The 24755-nt window shown below is 67.3% G+C and carries 24 protein-coding genes, 4 tRNA genes and 1 pseudogene; 22 read left to right on the top strand and 7 right to left on the bottom strand.

Going from position 1 to position 24755, the window contains the following annotated elements:
- Nucleotides 1-23: 23 nt before the first annotated feature.
- The 3 genes from mgtE to V8J38_RS12725 all read right to left on the bottom strand — a co-directional run bounded on the left by mgtE (nt 24) and on the right by V8J38_RS12725 (nt 2045).
- Nucleotides 24-1442 carry a magnesium transporter gene (gene mgtE, locus V8J38_RS12735; RefSeq protein ID WP_338576161.1) on the bottom strand — a complete coding sequence of 473 codons (1419 nt, stop codon included), beginning with the start codon at nt 1440-1442 and terminating at the stop codon, nt 24-26.
- A 65-nt stretch (nt 1443-1507) separates the two neighbouring features.
- A tRNA-Leu gene (locus tag V8J38_RS12730) sits at nt 1508-1592 on the bottom strand.
- A 147-nt stretch (nt 1593-1739) separates the two neighbouring features.
- Nucleotides 1740-2045 carry a FliM/FliN family flagellar motor switch protein gene (locus tag V8J38_RS12725; RefSeq protein ID WP_191743214.1) on the bottom strand — a complete coding sequence of 102 codons (306 nt, stop codon included), beginning with the start codon at nt 2043-2045 and terminating at the stop codon, nt 1740-1742.
- A gap of 12 nt (nt 2046-2057) precedes the next feature.
- On the opposite strand from V8J38_RS12725, the gene lipB reads away from it, so the two are divergent.
- Nucleotides 2058-2774 (top strand): lipoyl(octanoyl) transferase LipB, encoded by a 717-nt coding sequence (lipB, locus tag V8J38_RS12720; protein WP_338576158.1) that lies wholly within the window; start codon nt 2058-2060, stop codon nt 2772-2774.
- On the opposite strand, the gene V8J38_RS12715 is transcribed toward lipB, so the two are convergent.
- Nucleotides 2750-3184, bottom strand: coding sequence for a DUF805 domain-containing protein (locus tag V8J38_RS12715; protein WP_338576157.1), 435 nt, complete (start codon nt 3182-3184; stop codon nt 2750-2752). The two genes, lipB and V8J38_RS12715, sit on opposite strands and share 25 nt — an antisense overlap.
- Nucleotides 3185-3368: 184 nt before the next feature.
- Here V8J38_RS12715 and V8J38_RS12710 point away from each other — a divergent pair, with 184 nt between their 5' ends.
- The 4 genes from V8J38_RS12710 to V8J38_RS12695 all read left to right on the top strand — a co-directional run bounded on the left by V8J38_RS12710 (nt 3369) and on the right by V8J38_RS12695 (nt 6895).
- Nucleotides 3369-4853 carry a hypothetical protein gene (locus V8J38_RS12710; RefSeq protein WP_338576155.1) on the top strand — a complete coding sequence of 495 codons (1485 nt, stop codon included), beginning with the start codon at nt 3369-3371 and terminating at the stop codon, nt 4851-4853.
- A 72-nt stretch (nt 4854-4925) separates the two neighbouring features.
- Nucleotides 4926-5432 carry a peptide-methionine (R)-S-oxide reductase MsrB gene (gene msrB / locus V8J38_RS12705; protein ID WP_291783096.1) on the top strand — a complete coding sequence of 169 codons (507 nt, stop codon included), beginning with the start codon at nt 4926-4928 and terminating at the stop codon, nt 5430-5432.
- A gap of 43 nt (nt 5433-5475) precedes the next feature.
- On the top strand, nt 5476-6105 hold the full coding sequence (locus V8J38_RS12700; protein ID WP_338576154.1) for a hypothetical protein: 630 nt from the start codon (nt 5476-5478) through the stop codon (nt 6103-6105).
- A 121-nt stretch (nt 6106-6226) separates the two neighbouring features.
- Complete coding sequence (locus V8J38_RS12695; RefSeq protein ID WP_291783090.1) at nt 6227-6895, top strand: DedA family protein; 669 nt, start codon at nt 6227-6229, stop codon at nt 6893-6895.
- Between the two features lie 226 nt (nt 6896-7121).
- Here V8J38_RS12695 and V8J38_RS12690 read toward each other — a convergent pair whose 3' ends face one another.
- Both V8J38_RS12690 and V8J38_RS12685 read right to left on the bottom strand, forming a co-directional pair.
- Nucleotides 7122-10385: an amidohydrolase family protein gene (locus V8J38_RS12690; protein ID WP_338576152.1), complete on the bottom strand. Its 3264-nt coding sequence runs from the start codon at nt 10383-10385 to the stop codon at nt 7122-7124.
- 249 nt (nt 10386-10634) lie between these two features.
- Nucleotides 10635-10709: transfer RNA gene (locus V8J38_RS12685), tRNA-Thr, on the bottom strand.
- A 98-nt stretch (nt 10710-10807) separates the two neighbouring features.
- On the opposite strand from V8J38_RS12685, the gene V8J38_RS12680 reads away from it, so the two are divergent.
- The 15 genes and pseudogenes from V8J38_RS12680 to V8J38_RS12610 form a co-directional block, all read left to right on the top strand.
- Nucleotides 10808-11005: a hypothetical protein gene (locus V8J38_RS12680; RefSeq protein WP_338576150.1), complete on the top strand. Its 198-nt coding sequence runs from the start codon at nt 10808-10810 to the stop codon at nt 11003-11005.
- Between the two features lie 111 nt (nt 11006-11116).
- Nucleotides 11117-12406: a UDP-N-acetylglucosamine 1-carboxyvinyltransferase gene (murA, locus tag V8J38_RS12675; RefSeq protein WP_338576149.1), complete on the top strand. Its 1290-nt coding sequence runs from the start codon at nt 11117-11119 to the stop codon at nt 12404-12406.
- On the top strand, nt 12396-12896 hold the full coding sequence (locus V8J38_RS12670; protein ID WP_291783077.1) for a DUF2948 family protein: 501 nt from the start codon (nt 12396-12398) through the stop codon (nt 12894-12896). The genes murA and V8J38_RS12670 overlap by 11 nt, the downstream gene beginning before the upstream one ends.
- Complete coding sequence (locus V8J38_RS12665; protein ID WP_312219579.1) at nt 12893-13360, top strand: UPF0262 family protein; 468 nt, start codon at nt 12893-12895, stop codon at nt 13358-13360. Before V8J38_RS12670 ends, V8J38_RS12665 begins: the two co-directional genes overlap by 4 nt.
- 107 nt (nt 13361-13467) lie before the next feature.
- Nucleotides 13468-13686: a translation initiation factor IF-1 gene (gene infA, locus V8J38_RS12660; protein ID WP_003164348.1), complete on the top strand. Its 219-nt coding sequence runs from the start codon at nt 13468-13470 to the stop codon at nt 13684-13686.
- Nucleotides 13687-13694: 8 nt separating this feature from the next.
- Nucleotides 13695-14294, top strand: coding sequence for a nucleoside triphosphate pyrophosphatase (locus V8J38_RS12655; RefSeq protein ID WP_312219580.1), 600 nt, complete (start codon nt 13695-13697; stop codon nt 14292-14294).
- Complete coding sequence (locus V8J38_RS12650) at nt 14294-15304, top strand: ribonuclease E/G (protein ID WP_338576141.1); 1011 nt, start codon at nt 14294-14296, stop codon at nt 15302-15304. Before V8J38_RS12655 ends, V8J38_RS12650 begins: the two co-directional genes overlap by 1 nt.
- A 3-nt stretch (nt 15305-15307) precedes the next feature.
- On the top strand, nt 15308-15472 hold the full coding sequence (locus V8J38_RS12645) for a DNA gyrase inhibitor YacG (RefSeq protein WP_291783050.1): 165 nt from the start codon (nt 15308-15310) through the stop codon (nt 15470-15472).
- Nucleotides 15473-15535: 63 nt separating this feature from the next.
- A tRNA-Phe gene (locus V8J38_RS12640) sits at nt 15536-15611 on the top strand.
- A gap of 430 nt (nt 15612-16041) precedes the next feature.
- Nucleotides 16042-16959, top strand: a complete 918-nt coding sequence (locus V8J38_RS12635) for a MotA/TolQ/ExbB proton channel family protein (protein ID WP_291783047.1) — start codon at nt 16042-16044, stop codon at nt 16957-16959.
- A 5-nt stretch (nt 16960-16964) separates the two neighbouring features.
- Complete coding sequence (locus tag V8J38_RS12630; protein WP_291783045.1) at nt 16965-17396, top strand: ExbD/TolR family protein; 432 nt, start codon at nt 16965-16967, stop codon at nt 17394-17396.
- A 19-nt stretch (nt 17397-17415) separates the two neighbouring features.
- Complete coding sequence (locus V8J38_RS12625; RefSeq protein WP_291783042.1) at nt 17416-18129, top strand: energy transducer TonB; 714 nt, start codon at nt 17416-17418, stop codon at nt 18127-18129.
- A gap of 489 nt (nt 18130-18618) precedes the next feature.
- Nucleotides 18619-19377, top strand: a complete 759-nt coding sequence (locus V8J38_RS12620; RefSeq protein WP_291783037.1) for a M48 family metallopeptidase — start codon at nt 18619-18621, stop codon at nt 19375-19377.
- Nucleotides 19378-19470: 93 nt separating this feature from the next.
- Nucleotides 19471-19547: transfer RNA gene (locus V8J38_RS12615), tRNA-His, on the top strand.
- A gap of 46 nt (nt 19548-19593) precedes the next feature.
- Nucleotides 19594-19992, top strand: a pseudogene (locus V8J38_RS12610) (methyltransferase domain-containing protein); the annotation flags it as partial.
- 229 nt (nt 19993-20221) lie between these two features.
- On the opposite strand, the gene V8J38_RS12605 reads toward V8J38_RS12610, so the two are convergent.
- A complete protein-coding gene (locus tag V8J38_RS12605) occupies nt 20222-22093 on the bottom strand; it encodes a patatin-like phospholipase family protein (RefSeq protein WP_338576139.1) in 1872 nt (623 codons plus the stop codon).
- A gap of 80 nt (nt 22094-22173) precedes the next feature.
- Here V8J38_RS12605 and V8J38_RS12600 point away from each other — a divergent pair, with 80 nt between their 5' ends.
- On the top strand, nt 22174-23766 hold the full coding sequence (locus V8J38_RS12600) for a carboxyl transferase domain-containing protein (RefSeq protein WP_338576138.1): 1593 nt from the start codon (nt 22174-22176) through the stop codon (nt 23764-23766).
- Between the two features lie 80 nt (nt 23767-23846).
- Entirely contained in the window at nt 23847-24749 is a 903-nt protein-coding gene (locus V8J38_RS12595) for an enoyl-CoA hydratase-related protein (RefSeq protein ID WP_338576137.1), read from the top strand.
- The last annotated feature ends 6 nt before the right edge of the window (nt 24750-24755 follow it).

Below are 24755 nucleotides of genomic sequence, written 5' to 3'. Positions count from 1 at the left end.
GGCGAGGCCGTTTCAGGTCAGGTTTAGAGCAGGACGATGGTCGCCAGGCCGAGGAAGATCAGGAAACCGAAGAAGTCGGTCGTCGCCGTCACGAACACGGCCGAGGACACAGCCGGGTCGAACTTGAGTTTGGACAGGGTCAGCGGGGTCAGCACGCCCACGCTGGCCGCCACAAGCAGGTTCAGGATCATCGCGGCGGCGATGACCGCGCCGATGCGCCAGTCGTGGAACCAGAAGCCCGCCGCCAGGCCGATCAGCGGCGCCAGGACGAAGCCGTTGGCCAGGCCGACCGCCATCTCGCGCCAGAAGGTCCGCAGGGCGTTGGAGGCGTTCAGTTCGCGCGTCGCCAGGGCCCGCACGGTGACGGTCAGGGCCTGCGTCCCCGCATTGCCGCCGATGGCCGAGACGATGGGCATCAGCACGGCAAGCGCCACGATCTGCTGGATGGTGCCCTCGAACAGGGCGATCACGCTGGCGCCCAGGACGGCGGTGAACAGGTTGATGCCCAGCCAGGGCACGCGGCCGCGCACGATCTCCATCACGCTGGACGAGCGGTCCTCGTCGGCGACCCCGGCCAGACGCAGGATGTCCTCGCGGTTCTCTTCCTGGATGATGTTGACCACGTCATCGACGGTCAGCTGGCCGACCAGTCGTCCGCCGACATCGACCACCGGGGCCGAGATCAGGTGGTATTTCTCGAAGATGTAGGCGACCTCTTCCTGGTCGACGTCCACCTCGATGGGGTTCACCGGCTCCATCAGCTCGGTCAGGGGCGTGCCGCGCGGACTGCGCAGCATCCGGCTGATGGCCACCCCGCCGACCGGCCGGTTCATGGGATCGACCACATAGATGTCGAAGAAGAGCTCGGGCAGGTGATCGCCCTGGGCGCGAACGTGGTCGATGGTGTCGCCGACGTTCCAGAATTGCGGCGCGGCCATGAATTCGCGCTGCATCAGGCGGCCGGCCGAATCCTCTTCATAGCCGAGCGAGGATTCGATGGCGGCGCGTTCGACCTCGGGCATGGCGGCCAGGACGCGTTCGCGCTGGTCCTCCTCCAGGTCCTCGACGACCGAGGCGGCGTCGTCCGAATCCAGTTCCTGAAGCGCTTCGGCCAGGGTGGCGGAGGGGACGCGCTCCAGCACCTTTTCACGGATGCCGTCGTCCATTTCCGGCAGGGCTTCGGCCAGCAGGTCCGGCGGCAGCCACTGGACCACGACCGAGCGGTGCTCGGCGGTCAGGAAGCCCATCAGGTCGGCGACGTCGGCGGGGTGCAGGTCTTCCAGCAGGCCGCGCAGCCGCATGCCGTCGCCGTCATCGGCCGCGTCCACCACCTTTTCGACGAAGGCCGCCGTCAGGGCGTAGTCTTCGCCGAGGGCGGCGTGATCATCGTTCTCGAGAGGGGAGTCTTCGGGGCGCAGAGGGGCAAAGTCCGTGTGGGTCACGTATCTGCCTCCTCTGGAGATTGATGTCAGCCGTATCTAGCCGAGATTCGCCCTGTCAGATCAGATGGTGCGGTCGAGAAGACTCGAACTTCCACGGGTTGCCCCACAGCGACCTCAACGCTGCGCGTCTACCAATTCCGCCACGACCGCTCGCATCGGAGGGCGGGCAATAGCGGAGAGCCGCCGGAAAGAAAAGAGCGTTTTGCGAAATCCGTCGCCGCCGAGCGATTTTCCTTCAAACCGATCTTCAGGCCGCGTCGGGTCGAGTAGGCGGGGCCTTGTGACCGCGGCCCAGCATCAAGCCGCGCCCGCCATGAAGTCGTACACATCCGCCGGCCGAGTCACCGTGATGGCGATGCGGTCGTCGCGAATCTCGATCTCGCCGCGTGCGACCGGGTGGTTGTTGGCCAGGATCCAGACCTCGTCCTTTTCCGAGGCGTCCAGCGGGATCACCGCGCCGCGGCCCATGCGCAGCAGTTGCTGCATCGGCAGGACCGAACGGCCCAGCACGACCGAAATCTCGACATCGACGGCTTCGATCTGGCTCAAAGAGGATACTCGCAAATCAACGGGCGGCCCTTGCGCCGCCGCGTTCGGCCCCACATTGAGGGCATCATGCTTGCCGACCCGTTAAACTCTTCCCAACGCAGCCTGCTTCGCGAGGACGGCCGTCCTGTCGAATGGGCCCTGTCGTCCGGCTATGTCGACTACCCCGCCGCCGAGGCCGCGATGGAGGCGCGCGTCGCCGCCATCGCCACCGGCGAGGCTGAGGAGCTGGTCTGGCTGCTGGAGCATCCGCCGCTCTATACCGCCGGGGTCTCGGCCAAGGACGACGACCTGCTGGCGCCCGACCGCTTTCCGGTTCACCGGACGGGGCGGGGCGGGCAGTTCACCTATCACGGGCCGGGCCAGCGCGTGGCCTATGTGATGCTGGACCTGAACCGGCGCGGCAAGGACGTGCGCGGCTTCGTCCATGGGCTGGAGGACTGGATCATCGGCGCCCTGGACCGTTTCGGCGTCGAGGCCGGAATGCGCGAGGGCCGCGTCGGCGTCTGGGTCGAGCGCAAGGGCGCCGGCTGGAGCCGCGAGGACAAGATCGCCGCCATCGGCGTCAAGGTCCGCAAATGGGTCAGCTTCCACGGCATCAGCCTGAACGTGGAGCCGGACCTGGATCATTTCGGCGGCATCGTGCCCTGCGGCATCACCGAACACGGGGTGACCAGCCTGGTCGATCTGGGCGTGCTGGCGACGATGGACGAGGCGGACGACGCGCTGAGGTCGTCCTTCCAGCGGGTGTTCGGCCCGGTTCAGCCGGGTGTCGCGCCGCTCTGACGCCGGACGCCCGGCGCGGCCCCATAGCGATTGAAGGCTTTTTGGCCGGGCAGGACGGCCAGGTCGAACGCGATGAGCGCAAGGGCGGCGGTCGCGACCCCCGACAGCGGCGTCAACGGCAGCGGCGTCAACGATAGGGGCGTCAGCAACGGGGGCCATGCCAGGACGAAGGCGGCCAGGATCAGCCCGCTCCACCAGCCTGAACGTCCCCGATCATGCAGACGCTGCGACAGGACGCAGAACCCGCAATAGGCCAGGGCGGCGACGACGAGGGCGTGAAGCCAGCCGGGGATCGGCAGAAGAAGATCAGTCACGGCCCAGGCGCCGATCAGGCACGCTGCGCCCAGCACAAAGCGGAACCGGCCGACGCGCCCCGTGGAGTTCAGAAAAAGATCAACCAGGGCGGTCATTTCGCAAGCACGCGGCGTTCCGGCGCATTTTGCGCCTGCAGAACTCATGGCCTAGTCGGGAAACAGGCGCGCGTAAACGTCGCGACCGGGAAAGCGGTGCAATTTCGTCACAGGGGTGGCGACGGCGCCGTTATTGAGTCTAAAACACGCCCAACCCGCACTCTGACGGACTGGGAGACCCCCCATGAAAAGCCTGCTTTCCGCTTCGGCGGCCGTACTGGCCCTGACTTTCGCCGCCTCGGCCGCCTCGGCTCAGAACTTCAGCGATCTGGCCCGTCAGGACCTTCAGGCCATGCACGCGGCGCTGCGCGACAACCATCCGGCCGCCGTGGTGCCCGGCGAGGCCAGCGCGCCGTTCCGCGCCTGGCTGGACTCGGGTCTGGAGCAGGCCCAGGCCAAGGCCGGTCAGGTCAACAGCGGCGACAGCCACGCCTATCTGCTGCGCTGGTACGCCAACGGTTTCCGCGACTCCAACATCGCCGCCCGCCCGACCTACGAGGGTCTGGGTCCGTACTTCGCCACCAGTTGGCCGGGCGTGGCCACGGCCTGGCGCAACGGCCAGTATGTCGTCTCCTATGTTCAGGAAGGCGTGCGCGGCGCGCCGCCGCTGGGCGCTGTCCTCAAGAGCTGCAACGCCGAGCCGATCGAGGATCTGGCCAAGGCCAAGCTGGATCAGTTCGAAGGCGACCTGACGACCGAGGCCGGCCGTGTCCGCAGCGCCCCCTATCTGCTGTGGAACCGCAACAACCCCATGACCACGGGCGTGCCTGGAACCTGTGAGTTCCAGGTCGGTCGCCGCACCCGCGACTACACCTTGTCGCCGCAGCCGGCGACGGCCCAGAACCTGGAGGCCGCCTATCGCGCCTCGGTCTATGTCCCGTCGGGCGCGCCCCTGTCGGTCGAGACGGTGAACGGCCGCCCGTGGGTCAACGTCCACTCTCTGGCGGACGATGCGGGGTGGGACGCCTTCTTCGCCCAGATCGAAGCCCAGTCCGCCGCCATCCGCGGACCGCAGGGCTTCGTGCTCGACCTGCGCGGCGCCAATGGGTCGTCGATCAACGCCACCACGCGCGGCTATGGCCTGGCCAACCGCATCTGGTCGCCGGAATTCACCGTCAGCCGCCAGCCTGAAGCCGGCCAGATCACCTATCGCGCCACCGCCGCCAACCGCCAGTGGTTCGCCGACACCCTGAACCGGATGGTGTCCGACCCGCGCTTCGTCCAGGAATCGGGCGCGGTGATCGAACAGACCCAGGCCATCGTCGCCGCCTTCGACAGCGCCATCGCCGCCGGTCAGCCGACCTTCGTCATGCCCGGCCGTCCGGCGACCCCGGACACCGGCGCGGCCAACCCGGTGCAGGGCCAGGTGGTCGTCCTGGTCGACGCCGGCTGCTCGGGCGGCTGCCTGGACACCCTGGATCTGCTGAGCCGCCTGCCGAACGTGCGCATCGCCGGGTCGACCACGGCCGAGGACACCATCTTCATCGAGCAGACCGTCCTTCGCCTGCCGTCCAACTACGCCGACCTGAGCTATGGCCATAAGGCCTGGACGACGCGCCAGCGCGGCAACAATGCGCCCTACGCCCCCTCGGGCGCGCTGGCCTACACCGGCGACGCGACGGACGAATCGGCCGTGCGGACGTGGGTGAACGGGCTGTTCGGCGCCTGATCCCAACGATCATCTCGGGCTATTGAGGGCCGGACGGTGGAACGACCGTCCGGCCCTTCCTATTTGAGAACCATGACCCAGACCGAATCTCCCGCCGCCATGCGTTCCGCCTCCGGCTATGACCTGACGCCGCCGACCGACAGCCAGCGTGCGGTGCTGGAGGCCGACCTGTCGCCGGAGGAGAAGCGCGTGCTTCTGGCCCACGGCACCGAGGCGCCCTTCTGCGGGACCCTGCTGGGAGAAAAGCGGGCAGGGGTCTTCTGCTGCCGCGAGTGCGGCCTGCCGCTGTTCCGATCGGTGACCAAGTTCGAGAGCGGCACGGGCTGGCCCAGCTTCACCGAGCCCGTCGACCCGGCTCACGTCCGCGCCGTCCGCGACGACAGCCATGGCATGGTGCGGGTCGAGACGCGCTGCGCCCGTTGCGACAGCCATCAGGGCCACGTCTTCCCCGACGGCCCGCCGCCGACGGGCCTGCGTTACTGTATCAACTCGGTCGCGCTCAGTTTCGTGGCCGACGGCGAACCCTTGCCTGACCCCCTGGGACGCGGGGATGGAGGGCGCGACGAAGGGACGGCCTGACCTTGGCCGCATTTGAGGGTAGGGTGATCGTGAACGGGAGTAGATGCGTATGCTGATCGAACTCATGGCCGCCTCCCTCTTGCTGGCGAGCAGCGACCCCGAGGGCGTGGTTTCGACCGCGCCGCGCGCGGGTTCGGGCGCCGTGCCGACGGCGAGCGCCGCCGCCCTGGCCGAGACGGTCAGCGACGCCTCGCCTGCCGTGACCCTGCAGACTGCGGCGCCTCACGGCCTGACGACCGAAGAGCAGATTTCCCGCTGGCTCGGCGAGCGCAAGGCGGATGCGCCGCCCGTGGAAACCTGGGCCGACGCCTGGGAGGAGGCCGCTCCCCGCAAGATGCACGGCATGGTCAGCGCAGGAATCGGCACGGGCGGCTACAAGGATTTCGGCGCGGCGGTGTCCCTGCCCCTGGGCGAGAACGGCACGCTGAACCTCGGCTTCAGTCAGACCAAGAACGCGCCCTGGAGCTACGGCTATGGTTACGGCCCCTACGGGTTCGATCCCTATGGCTTCGGGGCGGGCCGTTATGGACTGGGCGACTATGGCTGGCGTGACGCCTATGGCGCCGTGCCCGGCCCCTTGGGCGTGCGTAGTCCGCGCGACCGTTCCAGTCGGATTCGTCCGTTTGACCTCGACGATGAGCGCCGCGACACGCCCGACGACGCCTCGCGGTAGGATGTAGAGCCGCTGAAGTGCGGCCTGAGGGTCACGCCGTGCGCTTTTTCCCTCCAGGCGTCGCATCGCCGCATTCCCTTTCCATGGTCTGATCCCATATGCCCTCGGGCAAAGGATCAGTATGGACAGTTTGCTTACCTCGGCCGCCGACTTCATCGCCCGCAACGCCATGTGGGCCGGCGTGATCCTCGGCGTCGTGACCTTTTTCGAGTCCCTGGTCGTCATCGGCGCCTTCGTGCCGGCGACGGGGCTTCTGGTCGCGGCGGGCGGTCTGGTGGCGGCAGGCGTGCTGGATCCCTTCACCGTCATCGGCGGCTGCGTCATCGGCGCCGTCATGGGCGACGCCATCTCCTACTGGATCGGACGCCGTCTGGGCACGCGGGTGCTGCGCCACCATATGCTGGTCCCGCATCGCCGCAAGCTGGCGTGGACGCGCCTCTACTGCCGCCGTTATGGCGTGGCCTCCATCTTCATCGGCCGCTTCTTCGGCCCCTTGCGCGCCTTCGTGCCGGTGATGGTCGGGGTGCTGCAGATGCGACAGCGCGTCTTCCAGATCGCCAACGTCAGCTCGGCCTTCGTCTGGGTTCTGGCCATGTTGGCGCCGGGCTATCTGGCGGCCAAGGGCCTGGCCAGGCTGGAGATGATGAGCGAGGCCCACAACCCGACCCTGTGGCTGCTGGCCTTCGGCGCGGTGGTGGTGGCGCTGGTCGTCGCCATGCGTTGGCTCAAGGGTCGCGCGGCGCGGCGGAACGCCCTGCTGGAAGCCTCGGTGCGCGGGCTGGGGGAGTAACCTCCTCACCTCCGTTCGCGTTTCAAGGCGCAAGCGGGAGATTCCCAACCTCCGTCACTCTCGGGCTTGTCTCGAGCACTTCACGCTGCCTGCCTCCGCTCACCCCGGCGTCCGCCGGGATGAGCGGGAATGAAAGGCAACCACCAACACTTAGGGCCAACTGGATCACCACGAAAAAGGGCCCGGCGGATGCCGGGCCCTTTCGCGTTCCTGCCTTGCGGCGGGATCAGTTGTGCGTGTGGCTGTGCGACTCGGCGGTCGTGACCGTGCCCGAGGCGCTCCAAGCCTGACCGTCTTCGCTCTCGAACCAGAACGGCTTGCGCTCAGGTCCGCCGACCTCGTTCATGTGGTTATCGAACAGGCGGCCGTTGATCATGGTGTAGCCGATCTTGGTCGAGTCCCGCAGGTTCTCGAGCGGATTGGCGTCCAGCACGACCAGATCGGCCAGCTTGCCGACTTCCAGCGAGCCGATGTCCTTGTCCATGCCCAGGGCGCGGGCGCCGTTGATCGTGCCGACGCGCAGGGATTCGTGGGCGCTCATGCCGCCCTGTTCGAACATCCACAGCTCCCAGTGGGCGCCGAGGCCTTCACGCTGGCCGTGGGCGCCGATCTGGACCGAGACCCCCTGATCCATCAGCCGCTTCGATTCGCGGGCGATGGAGATGTGGTTCAGCTCCTCCGGCGGGGTTTTCACCGGACGACGCGAGCGCGAATCGAGGATGCGGCGCGGGACGTACTGGCTCAGGATCGGGTCCTTCCAGACGTCGGTAACCTCATACCAGTGGTTCTCGCCCCAGGCGCCGCCGAAGCCGACGATCAGGGTCGGCGTATAGGCCGTGCCTGTCTGCGACCACAGCTGCACCGCGTCGTCGTACATGCGCTCCACCGGCACCGAGTGTTCGATGGTGGTGTGGCCGTCGACCAGCATGCTCATGTTCTGGTGGTAGAGCGAGCCGCCTTCCGGGACGACCATCATGCCCAGTTCGCGGGCGGCCTGCATGATCTGCTGACGCTGCTCGCGGCGAGGCTGGTTGTAGCTCTTGACGCTCCAGGCGCCGATCGCCTGCATCCGGCGCAGGTGCGAGCGGGCGTCATCCAGGTCGTTGATGACCGCCGTGGTCGGCGTGGCCGCGCCATACAGGACCGTGCCGGTCGAGAAGATGCGCGGCGCGACGACGCGTCCGGCCTTGGCCAGTTCGCTGTGGGCGAAGATCTCGCTGTTGTCGTTGGACGGATCGTGCAGCGTCGTCACCCCGAAGGCCAGGGCGGCGTAGTTCATCCAGCTCTGCTGCGGGATGATTTCATCCGAGCCCATGCGGCCGTGCCAGTGGGCGTCCACCAGGCCGGGGATGATGGTCTTGCCGGCCATGTCCATGACGCGGGCGCCGGCCGGAATCGTGACCGAGCCGCGCGGGCCGATGGCCTCGATGCGGTTGCCGTTGACGACCACCACGCCGTCCTCGATGACTTCCTCGCCCTTCATGGTGATCAGGCGGGCGCCGGACAGGACCGTCACGCCGCTGGGACGGGCGTAGTCGGCGGTGAAGCCGATCTTGATCCCGTGCTCGGCCGGCCTGGGCAGGTCGGCCGGGGCGCCGTCCATGAAGGCGAAGCTTTCGCTCAGCGGACGCGAGAACAGCTCCGGACCCATCGACCACTGCAGGCGGCTGGAATCGCCCGACCAGTGCAGCCATTCGCCCGCGTCACGGGTGACGCGCGTCTGCGGCAGGGCCTTGCTGTCGGCGCCGACCGTGATGGCGCGGCCCGTCGAGGCGAAGGGCGCGATATAGGCGTTGAAGCGCTCGGTCCAGGCGATCCACTGTTCATCAGGGGAGACCGAGAACTCGGCCGCCCATTCGCTGCTGATGTGGTCGCGGACATCCTCGCCCGACAGGTTCATCGAGCGCAGAACGCGCTTGTCGCCGTCACGGGCGCTGACGAAGATGCGGTCGTTGCGCGCGCCGAACTGCGGGTTGGCGCCGGAATCGGTGATCTTCACCGGCTCGCCGCCGCGCGCGGAGATGCGGTAGACGCCGGGCTCGCGACTCCACAGGGCCGAGCGCAGATAGCCGTCGCTGGAGGTGCGGTAGACGATGGTCTGGCCGTCCGGCGAGAAGCGCGGCTCCAGATAGTGGCCGGGGTTGGTCGTGATGGTTCGGCCTTCGCCGCCCGCGACCGGAACGACGCGGATGGAGCCCAGCTTGTCGTCGCTCCAGGTCGTGTAGACGATGGACCGGCCGTCGCGCGACCAGGACGGATAGAGTTCGAAATGGTCGCTCTGGCGCGTCAGGCGGCGGGGCGCGCCGGCGGCGCCGTCGCGCAGGTCGCGGATCCACAGATTGCCCAAGGCCTCGAACACCACCTTGGAGCCGTCGGGCGAGGTCTGGGCCCAGCGGACCATCTTCACTTCGAACTGGTCCGGCGCCACCTCGACGGGGAAGCGGGCGGTCTCCTGCACTCGGCGGGTGTCGGTGACGCGGAAGGGGATGTCGCTGACGGCCTTGGACGCCACGTCGATGCGGCGGATCTTGCCGCCGGCCCAGATGACGATGGAGCCGTTGTCCGGGGTCCAGCTGAAGCCCGGATAGACGCCGTGAATGGCCCAGGTCTCCTGCATGTCGCGGTCCAGGGCGTCGTAGATCGGCGTCTCACGCCCGGACTCCAGGTCCATGACGTAGAGCGTCGACTGGTAGCGATCGCGGCGCACGAAGGCCAGCGACTTGCCGTCTGGCGAGGGGGTGGGGCGCACCGAGCCGCCCGGACCGGTGACGAAGGGCTTGATCTCGCCCGTCTCGCGATCCAGGCGACGGATCACATAGAGCTGGGTGTTGGGGTCCTTGGAGTAGTCGAAGACGCCGCCCGGCGTGGCGTCGTCGCTGAAGTACATATAGCGGCCGTCGGGCGAGAAGGCGGGCTCGCCCGTGTCCTTCTGCTGGGTGCGGCGCTCGGTCAGTTGCACGCCGCTGCCGCCGCCCGCGCGGTGGTACATCCACATCTCGCCGGCGCCCAGCGAGCGCGAGGAGGTGAAGTGCTTGCGGCCGACGACGAACTGGCTGTCGGGCGTCCAGGTCGGGGAGTTCAGCAGGCGGAACGTTTCATTCGACACCTGACGCGGGTTGGAGCCGTCGCGGTCCATGACCCACAGGTTGTCGCCGCCCGCGCGGTCCGAGGTGAACGCGATGAAGCGGCCGTCCGGCGAATAGCGCGGCTGCATGTCCCAGGCGACGCCCGAGGCGATGGGGCGCGCCTCGCCGCCGGTGATCGGCATCACATAGATGTCGCCCAGCAGGTCGAAGACGATCTCGCGGCCGTCAGGGCTGACGTCCACCGCCATCCAGGTGCCTTCGTCGACGTTGATGTTCACGTCGCGCTGGGCGCCGATGGGGTTCTGCACGTCCCATTTCGGCGTGGCGGCCGAGGTCGTGTCCTGGGCGAACGCCGGAAAGGCTACGGTCAGAACCGCAGCCGTAGTCAATAGAACGCGCTTCATGGAAGCCCCCTCGGCTCTCAAACGTATACAGATACGTCGAAGCTAGCGGTGAGGGCTGGGACTTGGCTAGTCGGGATAAGGCGCTTCGGCCCGAATAATCTTCGGCGAACCGGCGGGAATTCCTGAGGTTGTACGAGGATAGGCCGATCGGCCGTGCTGTCGCCTTCGCCCAAGGCGATGAAGACGCATTGTTCTGTCGGGAGGGGCCTGAAATGGTCGAGGCCCAAACCGTTCAGGTTTGGGCCTCGATGGTGCCGCCGGGCAGGATTGAACTGCCGACCTCAGCCTTACCAAGGATGCGCTCTACCACTGAGCTACGGCGGCGGGTCACTGAGGAAGCGGCCGTATAGCCAAAGGCTTCGGCCGGGCCAAGCCCAAAATGCATGCTTGATCAAAATCTTTGGGCGCGGTCTGCTGTGTTCATGAACAAGCCGACCAAAGACGCAGACGAGACGCGCCTCGACGCCGACTCGTCTCCTTCCACCCGCGCAAACGCCGCTCCGGCCGCCTCGGCCAAGGTCGAACGCGCGGCGCGTCTGGCCGCCGCCTTGAGGGCCAATCTGCGCCGTCGCAAGGCGCCGGGCGCGGGCGGGGCGAGGTCGCCCAAGGAAAGCAACTGAAAGTCATCCGTCCTGCGACGTTCCGGCCTTTCGCGGCCGCCGTCAGCCTTGCTAGATAACCGGTTCGCCGGGCCGTAGGGGTCCGAGCCTCCCAGGATCATCCCGACACCCATGGACAGCATCGTCATCCACGGCGGCCATCGCCTCAACGGCTCCATTCCGGTCAGCGGAGCCAAGAACTCGGCGATCAAGCTGATGGCGGCGTCGATCCTGACCGATCAGCCTTTGCTGCTGACCAACATGCCGCGTCTGGCGGACACGCGCTTCCTCGGCCAGCTGCTGCGCCAGTTCGGCGTGGAGGTGACCGAACGCGAGGGGGCGGACGGGCAGGAGACGCTGTTCCACGCGCCCGAGTTGACCTCGACCTTCGCCCCCTATGATCTGGTGCGTCAGATGCGGGCCTCGTTCAACGTGCTGGGGCCGTTGCTGGCGCGCACGGGGAACGCCAAGGTCTCCTTGCCGGGCGGCTGCACCATCGGGGCGCGGCCGGTCGATCTGCACCTTCAGGCCCTGACGGCCATGGGCGCGGCGATCGAACTGGAAGAGGGCTATGTCACCGCCACGGCGCCCAGAGGGCTGCGCGGGGCCGAGATCGAGTTTCCCTTCGTCTCCGTCGGCGCGACCGAACACGCCCTTCTGGCCGCAGTGCTGGCGAACGGGACGACGGTGCTGAAGCGCGCCGCGCGCGAGCCGGAGATCGGCGACCTGGCCCGCTGCCTGATCGCCATGGGCGCGAAGATCGAAGGCCTGGACACGGATGTGCTGACCATCACCGGCGTCTCGTCCCTGTCGGGCGCGACCTGGTCGGTGATTCCCGATCGAATCGAGATGGGTTCCTATGCTCTCGCTGCGGCGATGGCCGGTGGCGAGGTGCGCTTGACCAAGGGACGCGCCGACCTGATCGCCGCCCTGACCGACAAGATGATCGAGGCCGGCGTCGAGATCGAACCGACCGAGGACGGGCTGATCGTCCGCCGCGACCCGACCCAGCGGCTGAAGGCGGTGGACGTCACGACCGAAATCTATCCGGGCTTCGCCACCGACCTGCAGGCGCAGTTCATGGCCCTGATGACGACGGCCGAGGGCGAAAGCCTCATCCGCGAGAACATTTTCGAGAACCGCTTCATGCATGCGCCGGAACTGGCGCGTCTGGGCGCCGACATCACGGTTCATGCGGGCGAGGCCGTGGTGCGCGGCGTCGACGGGTTGAAGGGGGCGCCGGTCATGGCGACGGATCTTCGCGCCTCCATGTCTCTGGTCATCGCCGGACTTGTGGCCGAAGGTGAGACGACGGTCGGCCGCGTCTATCACCTGGATCGCGGCTTCGAGCGGATGGAAGAGAAGCTGGGCGCCTGCGGCGCCGACGTCCGCAGGATAAAGGGGGAGGGCGATGAGCACTGACGGCGAACCGATCTCGGCCCCCGAACAGGCGGCTCTGAACGAGGCCGAGGGCGAAAGCCTGGCGCCGATCGCGCCTCTGCGCCTGCTGGCCGAGGATGCGGATGATCTGCAGATCATCTCGGCCGCGCTTCAGGACGCCATCATGCGCCCGGTCGATATCCGCTGGGAGAAGGAGGCGCGTCGCTTGACGGTCGTCCTGTCGCGATTCTGCTGGGAATGCGGCGGTACGCGCGTCATGGCCGCCATGCAGTTCGGCGACGTTCAGGCGGTCAAGAGCCGGCGCCTGCCGCGCCTGCCGGATCAGGCGCTGGAGCTTCTGGCGATGGACTTTCATCCGACCGAGGCGCCGGGCGGCAAGGTGCTGATGATGTTCGCCGGCGGCGGAGACCTGCGGATCGACGTGGAGTGTCTGGACGCGGTGCTGACAGACCTGTCGGAACGTTGGCCTGCACGCATCGCGCCGACTCATCTGGACGAGGCGAGCGCATGAGCGGCCCTCATCAACTGAAGGCGATCGAGATCGACAACGCCTCCCTGCCGGCGGCCACGGCCGAGATCGAGCATCAGCGCCGGGTAGCCGTCTTCGACCTGGTCGAGCAGAACAGCTTCATCCCAGACGGGGCCGAAGGCGGTCCCTACACCCTGACGCTGTCGTCGCAGGACAATCGTCTGGCCTTCGATATCGCCGGACCGGATTTCAGCCGCACCCACGTCCTGTCGCTGACGCCGATGAAGACGGTGATCCGCGACTACGGCCTGATCTGCGAAAGCTATTATGAGGCCCTGCGCGGCTCGTCACCCAGTCAGATCGAGTCGGTCGATATGGGGCGCCGGGGCCTTCACAATGAAGGCGCCGCCCTGCTGAAAGCCAGGCTGGAAGGCAAGGTGGAGGTGGACCAGGAAACGGCCCGTCGCCTCTTTACGCTGGTATGCGCCCTCTACCGTCGGGGCTGAACTCGACTATCTAAGCGTTTTGGTGCATTAGGCGCCCTCACTTTCACGGCTCGCGCTCACGCCCGGCGCGGGCCCGCAGTCGTATTCACACGGGCGAGAGAGGCCGCATGGCTAAGGAAGAACTGCTGGAGTTCCCCGGCGTGGTCAGCGAATTGCTGCCGAACGCGACGTTCCGCGTGACGCTGGAAAACGATCACGAGATCATCGCCCACACTGCGGGCAAGATGCGCAAGAACCGCATCCGGGTGCTGGCCGGCGACAAGGTGCTGGTCGAGATGACGCCCTATGACCTGACCAAGGGTCGCATCACCTACCGCTTCAAGTAAGGACGCGCGTGTCGCGTCCTGACGCTTCGGCTCCGAGGCTGATTCTGGCCTCGTCGAGCCCGCGCCGCATCGAATTGCTGGCGCAGATCGGCATCGCGCCCGATCTGGTGGATCCCGCCGATATCGACGAAACGCCGCTGAAGGCCGAGGCGCCCGCGCGCCTGGCCCAGCGCCTGGCCTGTTCCAAGGCTGCGGTCGTGGCCGAGCGCCATCCCGATGATGTCGTCCTGGCCGCCGATACGGTGGTGGCCGTGGGACGTCGCCTGTTGGAGAAGCCGGCCGATGAGGCCGAGGCGATCCGCTTTCTGGAACTGCTGTCCGGGCGCAATCATCGCGTCTTCACCGGCGTGGCCGTGATCCGCAGCGGACGCGTCTCCTGGCGCGTGGTCGAGACCCGCGTCAGCTTCAAGCCCCTCTCCAGGGACGAGATCGCCGCCTATGTCGCCTCGGGCGAATGGCGGGGCAAGGCCGGAGGCTATGGCATCCAGGGGCGGGCCGCCGCCTTTGTCAGCCGAATCGTCGGCAGCCATCCCGCGGTCATGGGCCTGCCGCTCTATGAGGCGGCGAATCTTCTGCGCGGCTCCGGCTGGCGGGCCGAGGCGGCCTGATGGCCGATGTCGAGGTCTTCCTGGACGCGGCTCCGGGCGAGACCCGGGGCATGATCTTCCGCGATGGGCGCGCCTGCGCCCTCATTATACATAGAGACGACGACCGGCCTGAACATCGCCTGGGCGCGCGCGTCGTCGGCCGGGCGGCGCGTCTGGCGCCGGGGCTGCGCGGCGCCTTCATCGACCTGGGCGGCGGCGAGCCGCTCGGCTTCCTGCCGCTGGGCAAGGCGGATCGCCTGTCCGAAGGCGCCAAGCTCGAGCTTGAGGTCACGGCCGAGCCGCGCGAGCGCAAGGGGCCGGTTCTGCGCCGCCTGGGCGAGGCGAGCGGCGAGCCGCGCCTGCTGGAGGCTGGTCCCGACATCGCCGCCGTCCTCAACATGCTGGCGCCGGGCGTGACGCCCGTGATGGGCGCCGAGGCGATCCGGGCGGCGCTGCAGGCCGAAGAAGAGGCTCTGGCCGCCGGAATGACCGTGCCCGAACTCGGCCTGGACCTGGCGGTGGAGCGGACCCGCGCCCTGATCGCGGTCGATATCGATTACGCCCCGGTCGCCGGCCGTGACTCCCGCAAGGGGCGAGAGGCGGTCAATCGCGAGGGGCTGCGTCAGGCGGCGCGGCTGCTGGCGCTGAAAGGGTGGGGCGGCTTGATCGCGATCGATCTGGTCGGCGTCGGCCTGCACCCGGAGACCACCTTGTCCATGGCGCGTCTGGCGTTCGCGCACCGTCACGGCGCGGCGATCGGGCCTCTCAGTCGGTTCGGCCTGCTGCAGCTGTCCTTGCCTTGGGAGCGTACGCCCGCAGATGAACGACTCGCTGCGCCGGGCGCGCGGGAGCTCGGCGTTCTGCGTCGCCTGCGTCTCGCCCTGCTGACGGATCGGGCGACGCCGCGTCTGGCCTTGCGTTGCAGTCCGACGTCAGCGGCGATCCTGTCGCCGTGGGTGGCGGACCTGGGTCCGCGCGCCCACATCATCCCCGACGCCGCGCCGGGCGTGTTCGAGATCGAGGAGGGCTGACGCATGGCCCAGTGCCCCATTTGCCGTCGCGCCGAAGCGGTCGCCGCTTACAAGCCTTTCTGCTCCAAGCGTTGCGCCGACGTCGATCTGCAGCGCTGGTTCAGCGGCGGCTACGCCATTCCGGCTGAAGAGGCGCACGATGATGAAAAAGATCGTGGAATTGAGTGAATTGGCGTCTGGACAGCCCGTCCGGGCTCGCCTATAGAGCCGCCTCTCGCGACGCAAAGCGACGCCTGGATAGCTCAGTTGGTAGAGCAGCGGATTGAAAATCCGCGTGTCGGTGGTTCGAATCCGCCTCCAGGCACCACTTTCCCCTTGAATGATGATTATTCGTCTCGGCCTTGAAAAAGCCGAAAAATCGTCATGGGCCTAAACTTTCCTTAACATTCTGGCGCGCGGCACTGATGTTGCCGTTTTATGGCGTACTCATGCAATATTTGTGCGCGCATGACGTCGAGGCGCGAGTCTGGGGGTGAAAAGCTATTTTCCGCCCTTGACGCTCCGATAGGCGTTCGTCAAAGGGACTTAACCGCATTCTTGCTTGCAGGCTGTGGACGGGGGGGTATGGTTCCATCGCTCCAGTCTGCAAGGCATCCCCGGATGTTTCGCAAGAATGAGGCGCCGACCGGCGGGGGAGAAATTCCGGCGGGAGGAAAATTTCACGGTAAAGGCCCAGCCGACTGACGCGGTTGGGACTTGGGTTCCACGAGTCAGACCAAAGCAGGAACTGGCGAAACATGCTCGATAGCAAGAAGACGAATATCCTCCTCGCAATGGCCGGCGCCGCCGTCCTGATGGCGAGCTCGCCGGTTCTGGCGCAGGACGCGGCCGCACCGGCCGCCCCGGCCGCCGCTTCGGCCCCCGCTGCTGACGCCGCCGCTCCGGCCGCCGACGCTGCTGCACCGGCGGCTGACGCCGCTGCTGAAGAAGCCGCTCCCGCTGAAGAGGCCGCTGCCGGCCACGGCGGCGCGGGCCTCACCCCGATCGCCATGTTCATGATGGCGCACCCGGTGGTTAAGGTCGTGATGGCCGGTCTGGTCCTCGCCTCGATCTTCTCCTGGACGCTGCTGCTCATCAAACTGGTTGAGTTCAGCTCGCTGAACAAGAAGACCAACCGCTTCCTGGAAGAGTACCGCGGCGCTCGCAACCTGGCTGACATCCGTCGCCTGGCCACCTCGGAAGAGTTCGACGGCAACCCGCTGGCCGACATGGCTGCTGCGGCGACCGGCGAAATCGAACTGTCGCGTCAAGCCGGCCTGGACGTCACCGGCGTTCACCGCGACTCCACCGTCGCCCGCGCGGGCAACGCCATCGGCGCCGTCCAAGGCGGCCTGGGCATCCGCCTCTCGGGCGGTCAGCAGTTCCTGGCTTCGGTCGGTTCGTCGGGTCCGTTCATCGGTCTGTTCGGCACCGTGTACGGCATCATGAACTCGTTCATCGGCATCGCCGAGTCGAACACCACCAACCTGGCCGTCGTGGCTCCGGGTATCGCTGAAGCCCTGCTGGCTACCGGCATCGGTCTGTTCGCGGCTATCCCGGCGGTTATCTTCTATAACTACTTCAACACCCGCATCGCTTCGTACGGCGCTCGCGCTGACGGCTTCAACGCCGAGCTGATGAACTCGATCTCGCGTCAACTCGACAAGGGAGCGTAAGACGGATGGCCGCCAAACTTTCCGGTTCCGGCGGCGGCAAGTACACCGTCGAGGCGAACAGCGATATCAATGTCACACCTTTCGTGGACATTATGCTTGTTCTCCTCATCATCTTCATGGTGGCGGCTCCGCTCGCCACCGTGTCGGTGCCGGTGACACTTCCACGCGCCGTCGCTCCGCCGGCTCCTAATCCGCCCAAGCCTGTCTTCATCTCCATCCAGAATGGCGGCGAAGTTTGGATTGGCGACTTCAGGAGCTCTGTGGGCTCGTTAGGCGATGATCTGAAGATCCAGATCGGAACGCGTGACCCTGAGCAGGAGCGGATCTTCATCCGTGCTGACCAGCAGACGCGTTACGGGGACTTCATGCAGGTCATGAACGCCTTGCAGGATAATGGTTTCTACAGTGTCGCCCTGGTTGGCGAAGATCATTCGTAAGGGGGCGTGACTCAAAAGCATGACTGCTGAACCTCACGAGCACCGCGACCCTCTGCTCGATGCGCCCAGGAAGAAGAAACTTTCTACGGGTGCAATGGTCGGGATCGCCATCTCGGTGATCGTCCACGTCCTGGCGGGTGTCTACCTGTACAAGAGCAAGTTTGAACTCAAAGAGTTCGACTATGTGGATGAGGCCGTGGATGTGGAGCTGATGGCTCCGCCTCCGCCTCCGCCTCCTCCGCCGCCTCCGCCGCCTCCGCCGGACACGCCTCCGCCGCCGAAGCTTCAGGTGCGCGAGCCGGTCGTCAACACCCAGGCGCCTCCGCCTCCGGTGACCTTGCCGATCGAGCCGACGAAGAAGGAAGACCGCGTCGAATACACGGGCCCGCCCGTGATCGTCCCGGGGCCTCCGCCTCCGCCGGCGCCGCCCGCGCCGCCGCGTCCTTCGGTGATCACCAACCCGCAGTGGGCTCGCCCGCCGCGCCCGACCGAACGGGACTTCCCGCAACGCGCTCTTGATCGCGGCGTGGGCGGATCCGCCACCATCGAGTGTACGGTGACCCCTAACGGTCGTCCTGAAGGTTGCCGCGTCGTCTCGGAAGAGCCGTCCGGCATGGGCTTCGGCGCCGCAGCCATCCGTATCGTCCAGCGTGGGCAGCTTTCGCCCCGTACGGTCGACGGCGCTGCAACGAACGCCAAGTTCGTGGTCCGGGTGCCGTTCAACCTGGACTAAGCGAGCGATCGCACTGAACGAAAAGAAGCGCCTCGAGGTTTCACCTCGGGGCGCTTTTTTCGTGGGCCTGGCTAAGGTTCATTGGAAGCAAGGGGGGGCTAGGGAATGCGGTTGGGGTTGATAAGGGTGACGCCCCTATTGTTTGTCATGCTTGGCGGGCTCGGCGCCTGCGCAACCACGCCGCGTGCGCCGGACGCCTGGGCCTCGGTCCGGTGCGACATCACATCTTCGGGCAAGCCCGAGAATTGCGTCGTTGTGGATGAGCAACCCGCCAACGAGGGATGGGGAGATCAGGCGCTTGCCATTGTGCAGAAGGGGCGGCTTTCCAGAGCCACGGTGGCGGACGCGCAGCCGGGCGCACGATTTACGGTGAGGGTTCCCTTCGTGCGGGATCCGACCAGCGACCAGGCGCAGCCCTTTGCTCACTGAGGCATGGAGCCAGTCGAGCCAGCCGTGCATTATGGCGGTGAAGTCATTTCCGGAGGTCCGATGTCTCGTAAACCGCTCTTGCTCGCCCTCGCGATCACCACCACCGTTCTTGGCGCGGGCGTCGGGGCCTGCGCCTATAATGAGGCCCTGGGCCGAAGCCAGTTCGTCTTCGTCGACGACAGCGCGCTGATCCAGCAATCGCAGGCCGCCTGGGCCGAGACGCTGCGGACGCAGAAGGTGTCGAACAACGCGACGCAGAACGCGCGAGTGCGCCGCGTCGGCGACCGCATCGTTCAGGCGGCCAATCTGACCAATCGCCCCTGGGATTATGCGGTGTTCGAGGATTCGACGCCCAACGCCTTCGTTCTGCCGTCGGGCCACATCGGGGTGACGACGGGCCTGCTGGGCATGGCCAGTAACGATGACCAACTGGCCGCCGTGATCGGCCATGAGGTCGGTCACGTCGTCGCAAGGCACGCGGCCGAGCGCGCATCGACGACGCAGACGGCGGGCCTCGTGCTGGGCGCGGTGCAGAGCCAGGCAGGCGACTACGGCCAGGCCGTGCAGGCGTTCGGCGGCCTCGGCGCGCAACTGGGCGTGCTGCTGCCCTTCTCGCGCAGCCATGAGCTCGAGGCGGATCGCCTCGGCGTCGATTACATGGCGGCGGCCGGCTACAAGCCGTCCGAGTCACTGGCCCTGTGGCGCGCCATGGCGGCGGGTCGACAGTCGGGAACGCCGGAGTTCGCCTCGACCCACCCCTCGGATCAGACCCGGATCGCTCAGTTGCAGCAGTACATCGCCAGCCGCGGCTGGAACTGACGGGGATAAAACGCAAAATCCTGCGCGAGGGCGAAAAGGCCGCTTGCCCCCGGCGGCGAGGCCCGCTAGAGAACCGCCCTCGCGCAGAGATGTGCAGCCTTAGCTCAGCTGGTTAGAGCGCCGGTTTGTGGAGCCGGAGGTCCTCAGTTCGATCCTGAGAGGCTGTACCATTTCCCTTCGAATCGCTTCGGCGATCAGACAGGGAGAATATCGACGATGACGTCGCCGGCGTGGGATCCCCAGCAATACAATCGCTTCGAGCGCCAGCGCGATCGCGCGGCCATCGACCTGCTGTCGCATCTGCCGGATGACCTGACGCCTCGAGAGGCCTGGGACATCGGTTGCGGCGCGGGGCAACACGCGGCTCTGCTGAAGCGGCGCTGGCCTGAGGCGCGGGTCCATGGGCTGGATTCCAGCGCGGCCATGCTGGAGCTGGCGCGCGGCCTGCCGGATGACGTGGATTGGGTGCTGGGCGATCTCAAGACCTGGACGCCGGACGCGCCCGTCGATCTGATCCTGGCCAACGCCTCCCTGCAGTGGGCGTCCGACCATGAGAAGCTGTTCCGGGGTCTGGTTGGGGCCCTGGCGCCGGGCGGCGTGCTGGCGGTGCAGATGCCCATGGCCTGGGAGACGCGGCATCATACCCTGATGCGCCAGACGGCGGCGGACGGGCCGTGGAGCGCGAGGTTGAAGGGCGTCGACACCATTCAACCGCTGCTGGCGGCGGAGGCCTATTATGACGCGGTGGCGGATCGGTGCGAGGAGGTCGACATCTGGTCGACGACCTATCTGCATGTTCTGGATGGCGAGAACGCCGTGCTGGAATGGATGAAGGGCACAGCCCTCAGGCCTTATCTGACCGCGCTTTCCGAAGACCCAGCCAACCGCGACGCCTTCCTGGCGCGCCTGGGCCAGGGTCTTGAAGAGGCGTTTCCACGACGTCCTGAGGGAAGGACGCTTCTGCCATTTCCTCGACTATTTCTCCTGGCGCGCCGGAGCGGCGGCGCCGGTGCAGGGTCTCGACCGGGCCGTTGAGGCTGTCCAGAGCCGCCTGGGCGGCCTCGTAGCCGGCGGCGACGGCGGGCGCATAGGCCTTCCAGTCGCGGATATCGACGCCGTCGGGCGTGGGCAGGATCAGCAGGTCCGTCTCGGCGCGAGCCTGCATCCGCTCGGCCTCGCTGGACAGGGTGGCCGAGCGCATCAGGATGGAGACGATCGGCGGGCCGTGCTTCCAGGCTCCGGACAGAATCCAGCGCCACCAGGAGGGGGGATTCTCCAGCGTCTCGGGATCAACCCCGCGCGTCGTGGACACGTCGACGCCGACGACCGGACCGCTGTTCAGCCGACGCATGACGTCGCTGGGGAAGTTGCGCAGCACGGCGCCGTCGACCAGCACCTGGCCGTTCATCACCACGGGCGGCATGACGCCGGGAATGGAGATGGAGGCGCGCAGGGCGTGACGCAGCGTGCCCTCGCGATGCACCTCCAGCTTGCCCGAGGTCAGATTGGTCGAGACGGCGAAGAAGGGCAGCAGCATGTCCTCCATCTGCACGTCGCCGAAGGCCTCCTTCATCAGCATCTTGACCTTGCGGGCGTGGGTCATGGCGATGATGGGCGGAGCGATGTCGGCCAAGGGGTCGGACAGGACGAAGGCCTGGCGGATGTGGTGCTCCAGCTCCTCGTCGGACCAGCCTAGGGCCGGGCCCGCGCCGATGACGGCCCCCATGGAGGCGCCGCCGATGAAGTCTATGGGCGTGCCCGCCTCGCGCAGGGCCTTCAGCGCGCCGATGTGGGCGTAGGCGCGCGCACCGCCGCCCGACAGCACCACCCCGACGGAGGAGCCGGTGATCAGGCGGGCGATCCGCGCCGTATCGTCGAACAGGCCCTCGACCGCGTGGAACCAGCGACCGGGCTTCAGCACGTCCAGCCAGGCGCGGGTGTTGCTGGGCCGCGGCATCCGCGGATCGCGCAGCAGGATAAGGTCGGTGCGTTGCCCGGCGTCGTCCCAGTCGTCGGCGACGGGCGGGGCAGGGGGCGGCGAATGGTCGGCGGCGCCGACCAGGAACAACCGGTCCACCTGGCGCGCGCACAGGGCGGCCCAGTTCGGCTCGTCCGCCTCGGCGACATAGAGGACGTAGTCGTGGGCGTCCTCGACGCGCGAGAACCATTCGGCGGCGGACGCCAGGGCCGAGCTGTCGATGACGTGGCAGGTGGCGCCCTGGGCCTCGACCGCGCGCGCGACGCGTTCGACGAAGGCGCGGATGGGCTTTTCGCGCGCGGAAACGAAGCCGAAGACGTTCGGCTCGGTCCCGCCGCCGCGCTCGCGGGCGCGGGTCAGCATGATCTGGCCCAGTTCGGACATCAGCAGAGGATCGTTGCGTGCGGCGTCGAAGAAGGCGTCGCGCGGCAGGGCCAGAACGTCGCTGTCGCGCAAGGCGACGACGTCCGACATGTGCGAAGTGCCGGCCAGCATGGCCAGTTCGCCGACCGGCTCGCCCGGCTTGATGACGGCGGTCATCTGGGGAACGCGGCCGTCGTCTCGACGGAAGACGCCCAGTCGCCCGGCGCGCAGCAGATACAGGGTGTCGGCCCGATCCCCGGCCGAGAACAGCCGCTCGCCCCGCGTCAGGGCGAACCAACTGGCGCGGCTGTCGCGCGCGTCCTCGAAGGCGCGGGACAGGGCGACGGCGAGCGTGTCCGGTCGAAGCGGGGCCATGACAGGCAGATATAGCCGATTTCGTCGCGGGGGAACCGAACCGGCTTCCCCCCGGCGCGGAAGCCTCCTAAACCTTGGGCATGCCCAAGCTGATTTCCGCCGTCGATCGCAACAGTCCTGCTTTCAAAACGCTGGATGCGCACAATCGCGCCCTGCGGGACGCGCTTTATGAAAAGGTCGCCAAGGCGGCGCGAGGCGGCTCGGACGCCAGCCGCGAGCGCCATGTGGCGCGCGGAAAGCTGTTGCCGCGCGAGCGGGTCGAGCGCCTGCTGGACCCCGGTTCGCCCTTCCTGGAGGTCGGCCAACTGGCCGCTAACGGCATGTATCGGGACGAGGCGCCGGGCGCGGGCATGATCTGCGGCGTCGGCCGAGTGTCGGGCCGCGAGGTCATGATCGTCGCCAACGACCCGACGGTGAAGGGCGGCGCCTACTTCCCGATGACGGTGAAGAAGCACCTGCGGGCGCAGGAGATCGCCGAGCAGAACAATCTGCCGTGCGTCTATCTGGTCGATTCCGGCGGGGCCAACCTGCCGCACCAGGCCGAGGTCTTTCCGGATCGCGACCATTTCGGCCGCATCTTCTTCAACCAGGCGCGGATGAGCGCCAAGGCCATCCCGCAGATCGCCTGCGTCATGGGCAGTTGCACGGCGGGCGGCGCCTATGTGCCGGCCATGTCGGACGAGACGGTGATCGTGCGCAATCAGGGCACCATCTTTCTGGCCGGGCCGCCGCTGGTGAAGGCTGCAACCGGCGAGATCATCTCAGCCGAGGAGCTGGGCGGGGCCGAGACCCACGGCCGCAAGTCCGGCGTGGTCGACCATGTGGCCGAGAACGACGAGCACGCTCTGGAGATCGTGCGCTCCATCGTCGCCCATCTGAACACCACAAAGTCTCAGCCGCTGGACGTGCGCGAGCCGCGCGCCCCGGCCTACGATCCGGCCGAGCTCTACGGCATCATCCCCGAGGACGTCCGCGCCCCCTATGACGTGCGCGAGGTCATCGCCCGCATCGTCGACGGCTCGGAGATGGACGAGTTCAAGGCGCTGTACGGCACGTCGCTGGTGTGCGGCTTCGCCCGCATCTGGGGCATGCCGGTCGCCATCCTGGCCAACAACGGCGTGCTGTTCTCCGAGAGCGCCCAGAAGGGCGCGCACTTCATCGAGCTGGCCTGCAAGCGCAAGATCCCGCTGCTGTTCCTGCAGAACATCTCGGGCTTCATGGTCGGCGGCAAATACGAAGCCGAGGGCATCGCCAAGCACGGCGCCAAGCTGGTCACGGCGGTCGCCTCGGCTGAGGTTCCCAAGTTCACCGTCCTGATCGGCGGCAGTTTCGGGGCTGGCAACTACGGCATGTGCGGACGCGCCTACAGCCCGCGCTTCCTCTTCACCTGGCCCAACAGCCGCATCAGCGTGATGGGCGGCGAGCAGGCGGCCAGCGTCCTGGCCACCGTCCACCGCGACGCGGATACGTGGACGCCGGAAGAGGCCGAGGCCTTCAAGGCGCCGATCCGTCAGAAGTACGAAGACGAGGGCAACCCCTATTACGCCACGGCCCGTCTGTGGGACGACGGCGTCATCGACCCGGCCCAGACCCGCGACGTGCTGGGCCTGGCCATCAGCGCCAGCCTGAACGCTCCGACCCCCGAGACCACCTTCGGCGTGTTCAGGATGTAATGCGGCGAAAGCTCAACATTTGACCCGCAGCAAGGACCAAAGCCTCGCTGCCGCGTTTCACTTCGGCGAAGGAGCCCCTCATGACTGACCAGAAGCCGACCGAAGAAGAGCTGAACGCTCTGGACATCACTGACGCAGAGGCGGCGGAGATGAACGCCATCGCCCATCCCTTCGTCGCCGACCCGGCGCCGGATGCGAACGACGACCTGGTGCAGATCGACGCCACGGCCGACGGGGTGGTCTTCGTCACCATCAATCGGCCGCAGAAGAAGAACGCCTTCGACGCGGCCACCATCGCCGCCCTGTATGAGGCGTTCGAGACCCTGCACGGCGCCGACAAGGTGCGCGTGGTCTTCATCCGCGGCGCGGGCGGGACGTTCAGCGCGGGCGCCGACCTGAACTGGATGCGCGACGCCGCCGACTGGTCAGAGAGCGACAACCGCGACGACGCCATGGCGCTGGCGAAGATGCTGAAGGCCCTGCACGACGTGCCGGCGCTGACGGTGGCTCTGGTCGAGGGCGCGGCCATGGGCGGCGGTGCGGGCATCGTCGCCGCTTGCGACATGGCCGTGGCGGTCGAGGGCGCGCGCTTCGCCTTCTCCGAGGTCAAGCTGGGCCTGATCCCGGCGACCATCGCCCCCTATGTCATCGAGGCGGTCGGCGCACGGCGCGCGCGCCAGCTGTTCCTGACGGCCAATATCTTCGACGCCGACTACGCCGCCCATGCGGGGCTGATCGACATGGTCCTGCCCGAAGGTTCGGTGGACGAGTTCATCTCCATGCTGACGGACAGCCTGTCGGCCAATGCGCCGGGCGCCATGGGCGACGCCAAGCGTCTGGTGAACGACGTGGCGGGCGAGGAGATCGACCATCGCCTGCTGGAGGAGACCGCCAAGCGCATCGCCCGCGCTCGCGTCTCGGTCGAGGGCCAGGAAGGCGTCCGGGCGTTTCTGGACAAGCGCGCGCCGAGCTGGGCGCAATAAGGTAGT

Origin of the sequence: Brevundimonas olei (assembly GCF_037055245.1) — a bacterium.
Classification (GTDB): Bacteria; Pseudomonadota; Alphaproteobacteria; order Caulobacterales; family Caulobacteraceae; genus Brevundimonas; species Brevundimonas olei.
The sequence above is the reverse complement of the archived record's forward strand: the minus strand, read 5'-3'. Positions and strand labels throughout refer to the sequence as shown.